We start from the raw sequence: 16,044 nt of genomic DNA, 5'->3' as shown, positions 1-16,044 counted from the left end.
GGTCAGCCTTCCGGCGGCAAGTCGAAGGGATCGTCTTCCCGCTCTTCCGAGCGGCGGCGCAATTCGGTGCTGCGTTCGGGCACGGCCTGCGGCGGCGGTTCCAGCAAGGCATCGGCCGTCGGCGGCACTTCGCGCCCCCAGGGCGCAGGCGGCAGCGACTCGCCGGGCGGCGGCTCCAGTTCCGTCTTGGATGCGCAGGCGCCGAGCAGCATCAGCGGCGCAAGAAGGAGGAGGCGGTTCATGCGCCCAGTGCCTTGTTCGCTTCGGCCACGCGCTGGCGAACCTGATCGGGCGCGGTCCCGCCGTGGCTGCTGCGCGCCGCGACCGAGGCTTCGACCGACAGCGCGGTGTAGACCCGTTCATCGATCCGGGAATCGATGTTCTGCAATTCCTCCGGCGAGAGCGCGTCGAGCGCAACGCCCTTGCTTTCCGCCAGCCTGACAGCCGCGCCGGTGATGTGGTGCGCTTCCCGGAAGGGAATGTCCGCCTGACGCACCAGCCAATCGGCGAGATCGGTCGCGGTGGCATAGCCGAGTTCCGCAGCGGCGCGCATCCGATCGGTACGGAACGCGGCGTCCGCCACCATTCCGGTCATCGCCGCGATCGACAGTCCGAGCAGGCCGGCAGCTTCGAACACCGGCGGCTTGTCGTCCTGCATGTCCTTGGAATAGGCAAGCGGCAGGCCCTTCATCGTCACCATCAGCGACACGGCGGCACCGACGATCCGTCCGGAATGGCCGCGCACCAGCTCGGCCGCGTCCGGGTTCTTCTTTTGCGGCATGATCGAGCTGCCGGTGCTGAGCGCGTCGGGCAGCCGGACGAAGCCGAACGGCTGGCTGGCCCAGATCACGAATTCTTCCGCCAACCGCGACAAGTGCAGTGAGCACTGCGCGGCGGCCTGGAGGTAATCGAGCGCGAAATCCCGGTCCGATACGGCATCGAGGCTGTTCGCCGTCGGCCGATCGAACTCGAGGGCGCGAGCCGTCTGGTCCCGGTCGATCGGGAACCCCGTGCCGGCCAGCGCCGCACTGCCGAGCGGGCTTTCGTTCAGCCGCGCGCGGGCATCCCGGAAGCGGGATCGGTCGCGCCGGATCATCTCGTAATAGGCCATCAGGTGGTGGCCCAGCGTGACGGGCTGCGCCGTCTGCAGGTGGGTGAAGCCGGGCATGATGCTGCCGGCATGCTCCCCCGCCCGGTCCACCAGCGCGCGCTGCAACTGCGCGAGGCCCGCGTCCGTCTGGTCGATTGCGTCGCGGACCCAGAGCCGGAAGTCGGTTGCCACCTGATCGTTGCGGCTGCGGGCGGTGTGCAGGCGTCCGGCAACCGGGCCGATCAATTCGGCGAGCCGGCTTTCGGTGGTCATGTGGATGTCTTCGAGGTCCCAGTCCTCGGGCACGCCGTTCGCTTCGTATTCGGCGGCGACGCGGTCAAGGCCTTCCGAAATGGTCTGCGCATCGGCGGCGGACACGATCCCCTGCTGGCCAAGCATGGCGACGTGAGCCTTGCTGGCGGCGATGTCCTGCCGCCACAGGGCCTTGTCGAACGGGATAGAGGCGTTGATTTCACGCATGATCGCGCTAGGCCCTTCGGCGAAGCGCCCTCCCCACATCTGGTTGGAGCCTGACATGGTCCGTTCCGTTCCCTTTTCGCTCATGCTCGCCTTTGCCGCCCCGCTCGCTATCGGGGGCTGCGATAGGCAAACCGCAGAACCGGCGCAACCGCAGGAAAGCGCGGCTGCTGAAAACGCGGGCGCCGAACCCGCGGCTTCCCTGACCGGCACGGTCGATCGCAGCCATGCGGGCGAGCCGCTGCCGGACGTGACCATCACCGGCCCCAACGACCTGAAGCTCAATCTCGCGGAGCTGAAGGGCGGGCCGATCCTGGTCAACTTGTGGGCGACGTGGTGCGCGCCGTGCGTGGTCGAGATGCCGATGCTCGACCAACTGGCGGGAGAGGAAGGCGCGCCGCGCGTGCTGGCGGTGAGCGAGGATTTGCAAGGCGCCGAAGTGGTGAACCCGTTCTGGGCCGAGCACCGGTTCGGCAATCTCCAGCCGTGGCTCGACCCGGAGAACGACTTGTCGATGCATTACGGCGGCGGCGGGGCGGTGCTGCCGACGACGGTGCTCTACAACGCGGCCGGGGAGGAAGTCTGGCGGGTGATCGGCGGCTATGACTGGTCTTCCGAAGAAGCGCGCGAACTGGTCGCCGAAGCGCAGGGCGCCTGAGCGGGCGATTCGGGCAGTGGAGGCGAGTGCGGTGCGTCCATGCCGAAACGATTGCCTTCCCCTGCCGTTCAGCAACAGGAACCAAGGAGAGCAACCACGATGGATCAGCGCAAAACCAGCAAATCGGGCGTCCGGCGCCTCTCGGCGATTGCCGCAATGGCCCTGATGGTTTCGGGCTGCTCAACGGTAGTCCAGAACCGGGTGGAAAGCGGGCTGGTCGACGCTGGCGTTCCTGCGGGGATCGCTTCCTGCATGGCGCCGATCTGGGAGGAGGACTTGTCGATCAGCCAGATTCGCTCGATCTCCCGCTTCGCGTCCGAAATCAAGGAACAGCGGCAGACGCTGACCGTGCCCCGCTTGATCGATCAGGTGCGCGAATGGAACGATCCCGAAGCACTGGCGGTGGTGACGACTTCGGCCGCCCGCTGCGCGTTTCGCTGAAGAAGCGATGGGATATGGTGGGCGGTGACGGGCTCGAACCGCCGACCCTCTCGGTGTAAACGAGATGCTCTACCAACTGAGCTAACCGCCCGAAGCGCGGGCATTTAGCGGGTTTTTCGGCGCGGTCAATCACCGCGATGAACAACCCGCACCCTTGCGCGCTGCTGGCGGGTGCTCCAGATTGGTCCAATGGCCGATCATTGCTGTTCATCCAAGGGATCGGAGCTGGAGCTGCTGGCGCAGCACGCCGATCAGCGGCGCGTGTTGCAGATCGTGCTGGCGATCAACGCCGTGATGTTCTTCGTCGAATTCGGCGCGGGCGTGCTGGCGGGTTCGGCAGCGCTGATGGCCGATGCCGCCGACATGCTGGGCGATGCGCTGGTCTATGGCGTGAGCCTTTACGCCATCGGCCGCAGCCAGCAGTGGAAAGCGGGCGTCGCCTTGCTGAAAAGCGCGGTAATCCTGATGCTGGCGATCGGCGTGGCGCTGAACGTCTGGTTCAAGATCCGCAGCGGGGTGCCGCCGTCCTCGACGCTGATGCTGACCTTCGGCACTCTTGCGCTGGCGGCGAACCTGCTGTGCCTGCGTCTGCTGTGGCGCTTCCGCAAGCAGGACGTGAACATGTCCAGCACCGTGGAATGTTCACGCAATGACGTGATTTCCAACACCGGGGTGCTTCTGGCCGCAGGGGCCGTGGCGCTGTTCCATTCGCCGTGGCCGGACATCCTGATCGGCGCGGGAATGGCAGTGGTGTTCACCCGCTCCGCCATTCGCGTTGCACTGGAAGCGCTCCCGCAAATGCGCCGCGACTCCGCGCCCGCCGAATAGCGTTTATCCCGCCCGTCCCCGCAGGAAGCCCAGCTGAAGCGCAAGCAGCAGCAGGGCCGCGAGCATGAGCGCCGGCTCGGCCGCGCCGAACAGGGCGGCAAACGCGAGCGCAAGGGCAAGAAATCCCCCGTCGCGCAGCAGATTGGGCCATCCGGCGTACTCGCCGCTCACCCGCAGCAAGCCGATCAGGACCAGCGGCGGAAACAATCGTTCATACCATGCGCCGTCCAGCGCCAGCGCCGACACGATCAGCAACGCCACGTCCGGCACGTCGCGGAACCAGCCGATCTGCGGGTTCGGCGCGGCGGGCCGGTACACCGGGCGGTCCAGCGCGATCACCGCGTGGGCGAGCGCGAGGCTGACCACCGCCAACGCGATCAGCAGATAAGCCGGGACGACGAGGCCGAACCAGGCCAGGGCGATCGCTGCGACCAGCAGCACACCGGCGGTCCATGACAAGGCCGGCTGCTTGTCCTTCCGCGCCAGCAATTCCGCGCCGGAACGGGAAATCGCCGCGCGGGCCAGCCACGCACTGGGCCGGAACGGCGGGGCGCCGGGCAGCCGGCGCTGCCGCCATCCGGTCTCAAGCGTCGCGGCATCGCTGACGCAGGTCACCAGCCGCCAGGATCCGTTCTCCAGCCAGATCGGCGGCAGCGGCCGCTCCGCGACGCGCGCCTGCAGGGCAATCCGCAGCAGGCCGGAAAACGGATCGGCATCGGGCGGCAACTCGACCAGCCGGCGGACGAGCGCGCCGGGGACGATCATGGCCCCGGCCCAGGCCCGTGCGGCGTCGATCCGCTCAAAGCCCGCCGGGATGCCCTGTTCGGCGGGCAAGGTCAGCACGGCAGGACCGGTTTCGAGCAGCGCCACCGCTTCGGCTACATCGGGATAGAGGCCATCGGCCAGCAGCAGCAGCTCATCCTCCGGGCCGACCGATCCCACCAGCTGCGCCGCATCGCGCAGCGGCAGGAACTGGGCGCCGCCCGATTCGGCCTGCTGCTGCAAGCCCGCGAGTCCGCTGTCGAACGGCGCGGCAAGGCACAGCACTCGCTCACACCCGAGCGCGAGCGCCAGCCCGACTTGCTGGCTGGCCACGCTGGCGGTGCCGAGCGCGAGCGATCCGCGTGCACGCTGCGGCTCATCCGCGCAGCGTTCCAAGATCGAAACCAGGGCGACCCGCACCGTCTCTCCTATGTCTGGCTTCCTGCTTCTGGCCGCCCAGCTAAAAGCTTCGTCCCCGTCTGCCAAGGTGGGTTCAAGCCCACGCGCGCTGTGCTATCGGGAGCAGATGGCGAACATCAAGAATCTGGCAGCGGTCGAACCGGGCACGCCCGAGGCGGAAACCAACCCTCAATCGCTCCCCGAGGCGGCTCCTGAAGCGAGCGTCGAAACGACCGATCCCGGCACTGCGGACCTGCCTCCGCAGCCGGAATGGATCGAGCAGCCGGTGTACGAGGACGAATCGGCCCGGGGCGGCTCACCCGAACGCGTTGCTCCGCCGCTTGCCGCGCTGGCGATCGCAGGCTGGACCGCCTTTTTCGTCTTTGCCCACGATCAGGAAATGTTCGCTCCCGCAACGCCGGAGCAGTGGAGCGGCTGGATCGCCAGTTGGTCGATGCCGGTCGCGCTCATCATCGCGCTGTGGCTGCTGGCGATGCGCAACAGCCGCCGTGAAGCGGGGCGCTTTGCCAGCGCCGCCCACGCGCTGTCGACGGAATCGGCGCGGCTGGAAGAACGGCTGGTCAACGTGAACCGCGAACTGGCCGCGGCGCGTGAGTTCATCGCCGCCCAGTCTCGCGATCTCGAATCGCTCGGCCGCGGCGCCGGGGAACGCTTGTCCCAGCACGCGGACCGGCTGCAGACCCTGATTCGGGACAACGGGGAACAAGTCGAGGCGATCGGCCGGGTCAGCTCGACCGCGCTGGACAACATGAACCGCCTGCGCGGCGATTTGCCGGTGGTGTCCAACTCCGCGCGCGACCTTGCCAACCAGATCGGCAGCGCCGGCCGCGTCGCGCAGGAACAGCTGGAAGAACTGATCGGCGGTTTCCACCGCCTCGATCAATCCGGCACTGCGACCGAACAGCAGATGCAGCACTTGCGCGCCCGGACCGAGGAAGCGTTGCAGGCGTTCGAGGACCACGCGCGCAAGCTGGGCGAGATTTCGGACACCCGGTTCGCCGCGCTGGCCGAACGGGGCGAAGCCTTCCGGGCCGAAATGGACGAGCAGGAGGCCGAAGTTCTCGCCTCGATCCGCCGCCGCGCCGACTCGCTGTCGGCCGAGCTTGCGGCCCGCTCCGCGGAACTTGGCGAGCAGGAGAACGTCGCACTCGAAGCCGTGCGGGGCCGCATCGCGGAAGTGGGCGCGGACGGGGAGCGGATCGCCGCTGCGCTGCAAAGCGCCCAAGGCGAAGCGTCGGAACGCTGGCGCGCGGCCGTCGCGCGGCTGGAGGAGCGCCTGAATTCGGCGATCCAGCAGATTTCGGAAGTGGACAGCGCGGCGCTGGAAAACGCGCGCCGCCGCCTGGCCGCCTTGAGCGAGGAAGCCCGCCGGGTGGACGAGGCCATGGCCGAGCGGACCGCTGCGTTCGAGCAGGACATCGCCCGGCGCCGCGAGGAAGCGGAGCGGCAGGAAGGCGACGCCCTTGCCCGCCTGCAGGAGCGGTTCGAAACGCTCGATGCAACGATCGCGCAGCGGGAGCAGGACTACCTTGCCCGCGTCACCGACTTGTCGGACCGCGGCGAGGCGCTTGCGGGCATGCTCGGGGAGTTTTCCGCCGAAATGGAGCGGGCGGTCGGCCAGGGCGATCTGGCGGGGCAGCAGCTGGCCCAAGCCGTCGGCGCACTGTCGGCCAAGCTCGGCGAAAGCCGCGATGCGCTGAACGGCACCGGGGAACTGGTTTCCCAGCTGACCGACGACAGCGTCCGTCTGCTGGAAGTAATCCGGTCAAGCGCGCATCAGGCCGGTGGGCCGCTGCCCGAAGCCGTTGCTCGCGCCGAAGAACGGCTGGCCGGGTTCGACCGCCAGACGGCGCTGGTGGAGGAACGGATCGACCAGACCGGCGCAAAGGGCGAGGCGCTGGTCCAGCGGGTCGCCACGGCGCGCGAAGAAGCCAGCGCGGCGCTGGAGCAGCTGGACGCGCTGCACGATCAGCTGGCGCAAAAGGGCGACGCCCACGGGGAGCGGCTCGCCAGCCTGCGCGATGCGATCGCGCTGCTGGGTGCCGAAACCGAAGCGCTCGCCGTCCATGCGCGGGACGAACTGCAGGCGGCGCTCGGCACGCTGGAGGAAGCATCCCGCCACGTCATCGAGAACATCGACGGGCAGCAGGCCCGGGCGATCTCCGCCCTCGCCCGCAGGATCGGCTCCGAAGCGGCGCAGGCAGTCGGCAGCGCCGTACAGGACCAGGCCGGCGGCGCGCTGGCGGAACTGGATCAGGCGGCCGAGCGGTCCCGTCAGGCAAGTGCCGACGCGGCCCGGCACTTCGCCACCCAGCTGGAGCAAGTCAACGAACTGGCCGCTAACCTTGAACGCCGGGTGGCGCAGGCGCGCCAGCGGGCGGAAGAGCAAGTCGACAACGACTTCGCCCGGCGGATGGCGCTGATCACCGACCGGCTCAATTCCAGCGCGGTCGATATCGGCAAGGCGTTGTCCAACGAGGTGAGCGACACGGCCTGGGCCAGCTATCTGCGGGGGGACCGGGGGATCTTCACCCGGCGCGCGGTCAAGCTGCTCGACAACCGGCAAGCGCGCCAGTTGACCGAAGTGTACGAGCAGGACACCGAATTCCGGGAAACGGTCAACCGCTACATCCGCGATTTCGAGGCGATGCTGCGCTCGATCCTGTCGACTCGCGATGGCAACGCGCTGGCGGTGACGCTGCTTTCGTCGGATATGGGCAAGCTTTACGTCGCGCTGGCCCAGGGGGTGAACCGGCTGCGCGACTGACGCCGCAGTCGGGACGGGAGGAACGAGCCGGTCAGCCGATCGGCTTGTTTCTCACTTCCTCCGGCGGCGGGAAGAAGTCGAGGTCGGACGCATCGATCCAGCCGTAGACGTAGTTGGCGACGAACAACGCGCACAGCAGCGCCGCCAGCAGCGTAGCGCGCAAGACCACGCGCCACGGGCGGAAGTTCGCCGGGGCGCTGTCCGCCTGCCCGGGGATTTGCGGGATGCCTTCCTCTTCGTGCGTGCGCACGCCGAACGGCAGGATCAGGATTGCGCTCATCACCCAGAACAGGACGTAGATCGCGAGGATCGAGGTCCACTTCACCCGTCGCGCTCTCCAAGCAGGATCACGCGCGTCTGCGGCTTCTTGCCGGACCAGCGCTGCGCTGCGCGGCGGGCGGCGAGGCGCGCAGCCTCGCTTACCGCGTCCGAATCGCGCCGCGAGGCGCCTTTCAGCTTGCCGATTGCAGCAGCGACGTCGGCCTCAGCCTCGCTGACGAACTCGTCGTAATCCTCGTCCAGTGGCAGGCCAACGCCCTGCACTTGCGGGCGCAGGCGGTCGTCCAGCACCACGATCACGAGCCCGTCGCGGGACAAGCGGCGGCGCATCGCGATCGTCTCTCCGTCGGCGGGGACGATGATGTCGCCATCGAGCAGCAGGCGCCCGGTGCGCACTTCGGCAATCTTTCCGGGAGTGCCGGGGGCCAGGCGAACGATGTCTCCGTTCTTCTGCGCGATGTTGTGCGGGATGCGGCAGGATTTCCCCAGCCGCGCCTGTTCCTGCATGTGCCGGATCTCCCCGTGGACCGGCACCAGCACTTCGGGACGCAGCCAGCCGTACAGCGAGACGAGTTCCGGACGCCCGGGGTGACCGGATACGTGGATCTCGCTTTGGCGGTCGGTGACCATCTGGATCCCCCGCTGGGCCAGCAGGTTCTGTATCCGGCCGATCGCCAGTTCGTTTCCGGGGATTTGCCGGCTGGAGAACAGCACCACGTCGCCTTCGGACAAGCTCAGCGGGTGATTGTCCTCGGCGATCCGCGAAAGCGCTGCGCGCGGCTCTCCCTGCCCGCCGGTGGCGATGATCAGGACTTGCCCGCGCGGCAATTTCATCGCCGTGTCGAAATCAACCGTTTCGGGGAAATCGCGCAAGTACCCGGTTCCTTGCGAAACCTCGATGATCCGGTCGAGCGAGCGGCCCGCGACGCACAAGCGGCGCCCGGTCGTCTCGGCAATCCGGCCCAGCGTCTGCAGCCGGGCGACATTGGAGGCGAACGTCGTCACCAGAATGCGCTTGCCTTCGTGCTTGCGCACTTCATCCAGCAGGCCGCGATAGACTTCCCCTTCCGATCCCGACGGCGAAGGATTGAACACGTTGGTGGAATCGCAGACCAGCGCGAGGACGCCTTCGTCGCCGATTTCGGTCAGTTCTTCCGCGGTGGCGGGTTCGCCGATCTGCGGTTCCTCATCCAGCTTCCAGTCGCCGGTGTGAAACACGCGGCCATACGGCGTTTCGATCAGCAGCGCGTTGCCTTCGGCGATCGAGTGGGCGAGCGGGACATAGGTGATGTCGAACGGGCCGAGCTTGAGGCTTCCGTGCTCCCGCTCGATCACGTGGAGCTCCACGTCGTTGGTGATGCCCGCCTCCTGCAGCTTGCGCCGCACCAGTTCGGCGGTGAACGGCGTAGCGTAGAGCGGCACACCGAAGTCGGCCGCGAAGTACGGCACGGCGCCGATATGATCTTCGTGAGCGTGGGTCAGCACGATGCCCAGCAGATCGTCTAGGCGGTCCTCGATGAATTCCGCGTCGGCGAACACCAGGTCCACCCCCGGATACTCGTTTCCGCTGAACGTCATGCCCAGATCGACCATCAGCCACTTGCCGTTGCAGCCGTAGAGATTGACGTTCATCCCGATCTCGCCCGACCCGCCGAGCGCGAGGAACAGCAGTTCGTCCTGGGGAGTGTAATCTTTCTTCACTGGGTCACGGCCCTTTCGGCAAGGAGAGCAAGGCCATCGAGGGTCAGGTCTGGGTCCACGATGTCGAATATCTCCGTGTGCTTGTCGAACAGAATGGCGAGTCCTCCGGTTGCGATCACGCGAGCCGGGCGGCCGATCTCCGCCCGCAGGCGCTCGATCAGCCCCTCCATCATCGCCACATAGCCCCAGAACACGCCGACCAGCATCTGGTCTTCGGTGTTGCGCCCGATCACGGAAGCCGAGCGCGGACTCTCGATCGCAATACGCGGCAATTTCGCCGTACGATCCACCAGCGCATCGAGCGACAAATTGATCCCGGGAGCGATGATTCCGCCTTTGTAGGCGCCGTTGAAATCGACCACGTCGAACGTTGTGGCGGTGCCGAAATCGACCACGATCAGGTCACCCGCATGGCGCGCATGAGCTGCTAGCGCATTGAGCGCCCGGTCCGCCCCGAGGGAGCGCGGCTCATCCACATCGATCGGAAAATCCCATGCCGCCGCCCCTTCCCCGGCGAACAGCGGCGTCATGCGGAAGTACTTCTCACCCAGCACTTCGAAGTTGTGGCGCGCGCGAGGGACCACCGTGGACACGATCATCTGGGTGATCGCGTCTCGTGCAATCCCTTCCACCGCCATCAGCTGCAGCAGCCACACGGCGTATTCATCGCCCGTCCGCCGCGGATCGGTGGCGATGCGCCAGCGCGCCTTGATCTGTTTCCCGCTGAACAGCGCGAAGACCACGTTGGTGTTTCCGACATCGACCGCGAGCAACATCACTTCGCCTCCTCCAGCGAGACATCTCCGGCGTGGACCGTGCGCACGGCGCCGCCCGTCAGCATGAGCCGCAAGGCGCCGTCCGGGCCGAGCCCATCGAACCGCCCGGATATGCGGCTTCCGTCCGCTTCATGCACCGACAGCGGCGTTCCTACCGGATGCGCCGCCGCCTGCCAGCGAGCGAGCAGCGCTTCCAGTCCTGCGCTGCGCCACCGGGCGACCTCGTGCGCAAAATTCGTGGCAAGTGCGCGGGCGAAGGCATCGCGGTCCGGCGCTGGCCCCGTTTCCGCCAGATGACGCGCCAGCCTGTTCTCCAGAACGGGAGCCCCGGCAAGGTTCACGCCGATTCCCACCACCGCGCTATCCCCGGACCGTTCCAGCAGAATTCCAGCCAGTTTCGCGCCGTTCAGCAGCAGGTCGTTCGGCCACTTCAGCTGCAGGCCGTACGGCGATCCAAGGCCGGGCAGCACCGTTTCGAACGTTGCGAGCGCCGCGACGAACGACAAGCTGGCGGGCGCCGGATCGTGCGCGGAAACCCGCACCACGGTCGAGCCCATGAAGTTGCCCGGCGCATCCAGCCAGCGGCGCCCTTGCCGCCCCTTGCCGGCGCTCTGGCGGTCGGCGACCAGCCAGCTCCCTTCCGGCACGCGCTCCCCACCGGCGAGCCGGGCAACCAGATCACTGTTGGTGGATGTCGTCTCGGGTACAGTCTCGATCAAGACGCGTCAGACGAGGAAGAACAGCGAAGCCGCCGCCCTGTCCGCCAGCACGCTGAGCGGCCCGGTCAGCAGATAGCCAAGCGGCGACATCAGCGCCGTGCTGATGATCAGCAGCGCCCAGTGGGCCCAGTCGCTCCGGTCCCGGACCACGTTCACCGCCTCATCGAAGTACATCACCTTGACGACCTTGATGTAGTAGAACGCGCCGATCACCGAGGCTGCGATGCCGATCGCGGCGAGCGCGACAAGATCGGCCTGGACCGCGGCCTGGAACACGACGAACTTGCCCCAGAAGCCGAACAGCGGCGGAATTCCCGCGAGGCTAAACATCATCGCGGCAAGGCAGAAGGCCAGCGCCGGCTTGGTCCGGGAAAGACCCGCAAGGTCAGCCAGTCGTTCCACCGGGGCGCCGTCTTCGTCCCGCAGCATCAGCACCGCGACAAAGCTGCCGACCGACATCGCGACGTAGATCACCAGGTAGACCAGCATCGCGCTGGCCCCTTGCGGGGTCGCGGCAGCCAGGCCGATCAGGATGAAGCCGACGTTGTTGATCGACGAATAGGCGAGCAGCCGCTTGATGTTCGTCTGCCCGATTGCGCCCAGCGCACCGACGACGATGGAGGCGAGCGCGGCGAAGATCACCACCTGACGCCACGCGTCGGCGTGGGTGCCGAACGCATCCAGCGCCACGCGGGCGGTCAGCGCAATCGCGGCAACCTTGGGCGCGGTAGCGAAGAACTGCGTCACCGGGGTTGGCGCGCCTTCGTACACGTCCGGCGTCCACATGTGGAACGGCACCGCACTGATCTTGAACGCGAGCCCGGCCAGCACGAACACGATGCCGAAGAGCGTGCCGGTCGAAATCGGACCGGCCATTGCCACCCGCATCAACTCGAACTGCGTCGTGCCGGTGAACCCGTAAAGCAGGCTGGCGCCGAACAGCAGGATGCCGCTGGCAAGCGCGCCGAGCACGAAGTACTTCAGCCCCGCTTCCGCCGAACGCTGGTCCGGCCGCAGGAACGCTGCGAGCACGTAAGCGGCGAGCGACTGCATCTCCAGCCCGATGTAGAGCGTCAGCAAGTCCGTGGCCGAAACCATGATGCTCATGCCCAGGGTGCCGAACAGCACCAGCACCGGGTATTCCGCGCGCATTGCGGCGTACCGCGTGAAGAACGCAGGGGCGACCACCAGCGCGGCTCCCGCCGCGGCGTAGATCATCAGCTTGGCAAAGCCGGCGAACGCATCGGCGCGGAACTGGCCGCCGAATGCGACCGTTTCGAGGCCGGCAGCGCCAGCGCAGACGCTGGGCGCGACAAGGAAGAACGCGGCACCGAGCACCACGCAAGCCGCGATCGAGATAGCGCTGGACGCCCGGTCACCAGCCCAGGCCGCGACGAGCAGCAGGAACAGCCCCGCGACGGACAGCAGAATTTCCGGCGCAATAAGGCCGAGGGAAGACGTGAGTTCCATTAGTGCGCTCCCTCCGGCGCGGTATGCATTGCGGCCGGTGCGGGCGCAGGATGGGCAGCTTCTCCGCCGACGGGCGCGTGTTCTTCACCAACAACGGTCGCAGCGGTCGGCTCCACCAGCACGAGTCGGGCATCGCCTTCCGGCGCCGCGCGGGCAAGCCGCGCATCAAGCCGGTGGATATCGGCCCGCATCGGCGCGAGGAAGCTTTCGGGATAGATCCCCATCCACAGCACGGCGAGCGCGATCGGCCCGAGCATCAGCCATTCGCGCACCGAAAGGTCCGGCATCGCCGCGGCATCGGCGTTCCGCTGCACTCCGAAGGCAACCCGCCAGTAGAGGTAGAGCATGTAGCCGGCGCCGAGGATGATCCCGGTCGTCGCGACCAGCGCAACCCAGCTGGAGACCTGATAGATGCCGAGCAGGCTCAGGAACTCGCCGACAAAGCCGCTCGTCCCCGGCAAGCCGATGCTCGCCATCGTGAACAGCAGGAAGAACAGCGCGTACTGCGGCATGTTGATCGCGAGACCGCCGTAGCGGGAGATTTCGCGGGTATGCAGCCGGTCGTAGATCACGCCGACGCACAGGAACAGCGCGCCGGACACGAGCCCGTGGCTCAGCATCACGATCATCCCGCCCTCGATCCCCTGCACGTTGAAGGCGAACAGGCCCACCGTCACGATCGCCATGTGAGCGACCGAGGAATAGGCAATCAGCTTCTTCATGTCGTGCTGCACCAGCGCGATCAGGCTGGTGAGGACCACCGCGACCATCGACAGGATGTAGACAAGCCAGGCGAAGTGCTCGCTCGCTTCGGGGAACATCGGCAAGCTGAACCGGATGAAGCCGTAGCCGCCCATCTTCAGCAGCACGCCGGCCAGGATCACGGATCCCGCAGTGGGTGCCTGCACGTGGGCATCGGGCAACCAGGTGTGGACCGGCCACATCGGCATCTTGACCGCGAAGCTGGCGAAGAACGCGAGCCACAGCCAGTTCTGCGCATCGACCGGGAAGTCGTGCGCCATCAGCGCCGGGATGTACGTGGTGCCCGCCTCGTTCGCCATCCACAGCATCGCGATCAGCATCAGCACCGATCCGAACAGCGTGTAGAGGAAGAACTTGTACGAGGCGTAGATCCGGTTGTCCCCGCCCCAGACCCCGATAATGAGGTACATCGGGATCAGGCCGGCTTCGAAGAAGATGTAGAACAGGAACAAGTCCTGCGCGGCGAACACGCCGATCATCAGCACTTCCATGAACAGGAAGGCCGCCATGTACTCACCCACGCGGGTGGTGATCGCGTTCCAGCTCGCCCCGATGCAGATCGGCATCAGGAACACCGACAGGACGATCAGCATCAGCGCGATGCCGTCGATCCCCAAGGCCCAGTTGAAGCTGGCGAAGACCGGCGCATGTTCGACGAACTGCCACTGGGCGCCGCCAATATCGTAGTTGGCCCACAGAACGATCCCGAGCGCGAGATCGATCAGCGTCGCGACGAGCGCGATGGTGCGAGCCGCCCGTGCATCGGAGAACAGGCAGGCGATCGCACCGACGAACGGCACGAGCAACATCAGCGAAAGGATAGGAAAGCCCCCCACTTAGCGCACCATGAACCAGCTGGTGGCCGCCACAAGGCCAAGCAGCATGATGAGTGCGTAACTGTACAGATAACCGGATTGCAGCCGCTTGGCCGCATAGGCGCCCTTGTCGACCAGTTCGGCGACCCCGTTCGGGCCGAAGCGGTCGATGAAGCCGACGTCCACGGCATGCCAGAACTGGCGGCCGAACCAGAAGGCCGGGCGAATGAAGATTAGGCGGTAAAGCTCGTCGAAATACCACTTGTTGTACACGAACCGGTAGATCGGCCCGAGCTGGTCGGCGAACTTGCCGGGAATCGAGGTGTCCCGCAGGTAGCCGAGCCAGGCGATGAACAAGCCGACCAGCATGACAATCGTCGCCGTCAGCTTCACCCACAGCGGCACGTCGTGCATCGCGTGGATCAGGTGTTCGTCGTACGCGATCGAACCATTCCAGAAGGCGGCGCTGTCGATGAACTGATGATGGAACACGAACCCCGCGAACACCGCGCCGACCGACAGGATCAGCAGCGGGATCAGCATGACCCATGGGCTTTCATGCGGGTGGTATCCGGCGGTTCCATCGCCCTTGTCCGGAGAGGGAACATGGTGCGGTTCGCCCATGTCCGAGTTCTCCTGCCGGGGAGGATTGGCTTCGTCGGGATCGTCATGCCCGTGATGGACAGCGTGCTGGATATGCTCGCTCAGCGCCCAGCGCGGACGGCCCCAGAAGGTGAGGAACATCAGGCGCCAGGAATAGAAGCTGGTCAGCAGCGCGGCGAACGCGCCGAGCCAGAACGCGGTCCGGCCCGCTTCGCTGCCCGATGCATAGGCGGCTTCCAGGATCGCGTCCTTCGAATAGAAACCGGCGAACCCGAATACGTCCAGAATGCCGACCCCGGTAATCGCCAGCGTACCGGCCATCATGGCCCAGAAGGTGATCGGGATCTCTTTGCGCAGGTTGCCGTAATACCGCATGTCCTGCTCATGGTGCATCGCGTGGATCACCGAGCCCGCGCCAAGGAACAGCAGCGCCTTGAAGAATGCGTGGGTGAACAAGTGGAACATCGCGGCGCCATAAGCACCGACGCCCGCAGCGAAGAACATGTAGCCGAGCTGCGAGCACGTGGAATACGCGATCACCCGCTTGATGTCCCACTGCGTGGTGCCGACCGTCGCCGCGAACAAGCACGTCGCGGCACCGATGATCGTGACGATGGTCGAGGCGACCGGCGCCAGTTCGAACAGCGGGGACAAGCGGCAGACCATGAACACGCCTGCGGTGACCATCGTCGCGGCGTGGATCAGCGCGGACACCGGCGTCGGGCCTTCCATCGCGTCCGGCAGCCAGACGTGCAGGCCGAGCTGGGCCGACTTGCCCATCGCGCCGATGAACAGCAGGAAGCAGAGGATGTCGAGCGTGGACAGCCGCATGCCGAGGAAGGTGATGCTGGAACCCGCAGCTGTGGGAGCGGCGACGAGGATCTCGGGGATCGAGACGGTTCCGAACACCAGGAACAGGCCGAAGATACCGAGCATGAAGCCAAGATCGCCAACGCGGTTCACGACGAATGCCTTGATCGCGGCGGCGTTGGCAGTGGGCTTGCGGAACCAGAAGCCGATCAGCAGGTAGGACGCAAGACCCACGCCTTCCCAGCCGAAGAACATCTGCACCAGGTTGTTGGCCGTCACCAGCATGAGCATCGCGAAGGTGAACAGCGACAAGTAGGCGAAGAAGCGCGGCTGATCCGGATCTTCGTCCATGTAGCCCCAGCTGTAGAGGTGCACGAGCGCCGAGACGCTGGTGATCACCACCAGCATGATCGCGGTCAGCGTATCCACGCGCAGCGACCAGTCGAAGCTCAGGCTGCCGGACTGGACCCAGTGGAGCACAGGCACGACGCCCGGCTCGGCCGTGCCGCCGAGGAAACCGAGGAAGATCGGCCAGGACAGCGCACAGGAAAGAAACAGCGCGCCGGTGGTCACAACCTTGGCCACGGTGTTGCCGAGCCCGCGATTGCCCAACCCGGCAACGATCGCCGCCAGCAGGGGCGCGAAGACGATGATCTCGATCATCTG

Annotated in this window: 14 protein-coding genes and 1 tRNA gene; 4 read left to right on the top strand and 11 right to left on the bottom strand. The window is 66.5% G+C overall.

The genetic code is table 11. The features are described from left to right. Nucleotides 1-2: 2 nt before the first annotated feature. Both ELY13_RS02785 and argH read right to left on the bottom strand, forming a co-directional pair. A complete protein-coding gene (locus ELY13_RS02785) occupies nt 3-242 on the bottom strand; it encodes a hypothetical protein (RefSeq protein WP_126172359.1) in 240 nt (79 codons plus the stop codon). Next, nucleotides 239-1,609 (bottom strand): argininosuccinate lyase, encoded by a 1,371-nt coding sequence (argH, locus tag ELY13_RS02780; RefSeq protein WP_126172583.1) that lies wholly within the window; start codon nt 1,607-1,609, stop codon nt 239-241. Before argH ends, ELY13_RS02785 begins: the two co-directional genes overlap by 4 nt. Nucleotides 1,610-1,625: 16 nt before the next feature. On the opposite strand from argH, the gene ELY13_RS02775 reads away from it, so the two are divergent. Continuing rightward, entirely contained in the window at nt 1,626-2,225 is a 600-nt protein-coding gene (locus ELY13_RS02775; RefSeq protein ID WP_126172358.1) for a TlpA family protein disulfide reductase, read from the top strand. Nucleotides 2,226-2,324: 99 nt separating this feature from the next. Next, a complete protein-coding gene (locus ELY13_RS02770; protein WP_126172357.1) occupies nt 2,325-2,666 on the top strand; it encodes a hypothetical protein in 342 nt (113 codons plus the stop codon). Nucleotides 2,667-2,681: 15 nt separating this feature from the next. Here the strand turns inward: ELY13_RS02770 and ELY13_RS02765 are convergent. Further along, nucleotides 2,682-2,757 (bottom strand) — tRNA-Val (locus ELY13_RS02765). Nucleotides 2,758-2,855: 98 nt separating this feature from the next. Between ELY13_RS02765 and ELY13_RS02760 the strand changes: the two genes are divergently transcribed. Next, nucleotides 2,856-3,494, top strand: a complete 639-nt coding sequence (locus ELY13_RS02760; RefSeq protein WP_126172356.1) for a cation efflux transmembrane domain-containing protein — start codon at nt 2,856-2,858, stop codon at nt 3,492-3,494. A 3-nt stretch (nt 3,495-3,497) separates the two neighbouring features. Here ELY13_RS02760 and ELY13_RS02755 read toward each other — a convergent pair whose 3' ends face one another. Then, the gene (locus ELY13_RS02755) at nt 3,498-4,676 is read right to left on the bottom strand and encodes a hypothetical protein (protein ID WP_126172355.1); all 1,179 of its coding nucleotides are present in this window, start codon (nt 4,674-4,676) and stop codon (nt 3,498-3,500) included. A gap of 106 nt (nt 4,677-4,782) precedes the next feature. On the opposite strand from ELY13_RS02755, the gene ELY13_RS02750 reads away from it, so the two are divergent. Further along, nucleotides 4,783-7,443 (top strand): coiled-coil domain-containing protein, encoded by a 2,661-nt coding sequence (locus tag ELY13_RS02750; RefSeq protein WP_126172354.1) that lies wholly within the window; start codon nt 4,783-4,785, stop codon nt 7,441-7,443. 31 nt (nt 7,444-7,474) lie between these two features. Here the strand turns inward: ELY13_RS02750 and ELY13_RS02745 are convergent, their stop codons facing one another. The 7 genes from ELY13_RS02745 to nuoL are packed head-to-tail and all read right to left on the bottom strand — an operon-like array spanning nt 7,475 to nt 16,041. Continuing rightward, a complete protein-coding gene (locus ELY13_RS02745) occupies nt 7,475-7,768 on the bottom strand; it encodes a DUF1467 family protein (protein WP_126172353.1) in 294 nt (97 codons plus the stop codon). Beyond that, nucleotides 7,765-9,423 (bottom strand): ribonuclease J, encoded by a 1,659-nt coding sequence (locus ELY13_RS02740; RefSeq protein ID WP_241233512.1) that lies wholly within the window; start codon nt 9,421-9,423, stop codon nt 7,765-7,767. Before ELY13_RS02740 ends, ELY13_RS02745 begins: the two co-directional genes overlap by 4 nt. Then, nucleotides 9,420-10,199, bottom strand: a complete 780-nt coding sequence (locus ELY13_RS02735; protein WP_126172352.1) for a type III pantothenate kinase — start codon at nt 10,197-10,199, stop codon at nt 9,420-9,422. The genes ELY13_RS02740 and ELY13_RS02735 overlap by 4 nt, the downstream gene beginning before the upstream one ends. Continuing rightward, a complete protein-coding gene (locus ELY13_RS02730; RefSeq protein ID WP_126172351.1) occupies nt 10,199-10,918 on the bottom strand; it encodes a biotin--[acetyl-CoA-carboxylase] ligase in 720 nt (239 codons plus the stop codon). Before ELY13_RS02730 ends, ELY13_RS02735 begins: the two co-directional genes overlap by 1 nt. A 6-nt stretch (nt 10,919-10,924) precedes the next feature. Beyond that, nucleotides 10,925-12,388 (bottom strand): NADH-quinone oxidoreductase subunit NuoN, encoded by a 1,464-nt coding sequence (gene nuoN / locus ELY13_RS02725; RefSeq protein WP_126172350.1) that lies wholly within the window; start codon nt 12,386-12,388, stop codon nt 10,925-10,927. Beyond that, nucleotides 12,388-13,986, bottom strand: a complete 1,599-nt coding sequence (locus tag ELY13_RS02720) for an NADH-quinone oxidoreductase subunit M (protein ID WP_126172349.1) — start codon at nt 13,984-13,986, stop codon at nt 12,388-12,390. Before ELY13_RS02720 ends, nuoN begins: the two co-directional genes overlap by 1 nt. Continuing rightward, on the bottom strand, nt 13,987-16,041 hold the full coding sequence (gene nuoL / locus ELY13_RS02715) for an NADH-quinone oxidoreductase subunit L (protein WP_126172348.1): 2,055 nt from the start codon (nt 16,039-16,041) through the stop codon (nt 13,987-13,989). Nucleotides 16,042-16,044 lie beyond the last annotated feature (3 nt).

The organism is Altericroceibacterium xinjiangense (genome assembly GCF_003958635.1).
In the GTDB taxonomy this organism is placed as follows: Bacteria; Pseudomonadota; Alphaproteobacteria; order Sphingomonadales; family Sphingomonadaceae; genus Altericroceibacterium_A; species Altericroceibacterium_A xinjiangense.
Note: the sequence above shows the minus strand (reverse complement) of the source record. Positions and strands in the feature narration are given on the sequence as shown.

What these genes read in the sequence shown, in the direction of transcription:
- ELY13_RS02750 (WP_126172354.1), top strand. Translation starts at nt 4,783, where the DNA reads ATGGCGAACATCAAGAATCTGGCAGCGGTCGAACCGGGCACGCCCGAG.
- ELY13_RS02735 (WP_126172352.1), bottom strand. Translation starts at nt 10,199, where the DNA reads ATGTTGCTCGCGGTCGATGTCGGAAACACCAACGTGGTCTTCGCGCTG.
- ELY13_RS02785 (WP_126172359.1), bottom strand. Translation starts at nt 242, where the DNA reads ATGAACCGCCTCCTCCTTCTTGCGCCGCTGATGCTGCTCGGCGCCTGC.
- ELY13_RS02760 (WP_126172356.1), top strand. Translation starts at nt 2,856, where the DNA reads ATGGCCGATCATTGCTGTTCATCCAAGGGATCGGAGCTGGAGCTGCTG.
- nuoN (WP_126172350.1), bottom strand. Translation starts at nt 12,388, where the DNA reads ATGGAACTCACGTCTTCCCTCGGCCTTATTGCGCCGGAAATTCTGCTG.
- argH (WP_126172583.1), bottom strand. Translation starts at nt 1,609, where the DNA reads ATGTGGGGAGGGCGCTTCGCCGAAGGGCCTAGCGCGATCATGCGTGAA.
- ELY13_RS02770 (WP_126172357.1), top strand. Translation starts at nt 2,325, where the DNA reads ATGGATCAGCGCAAAACCAGCAAATCGGGCGTCCGGCGCCTCTCGGCG.
- ELY13_RS02775 (WP_126172358.1), top strand. Translation starts at nt 1,626, where the DNA reads ATGGTCCGTTCCGTTCCCTTTTCGCTCATGCTCGCCTTTGCCGCCCCG.
- nuoL (WP_126172348.1), bottom strand. Translation starts at nt 16,041, where the DNA reads ATGATCGAGATCATCGTCTTCGCGCCCCTGCTGGCGGCGATCGTTGCC.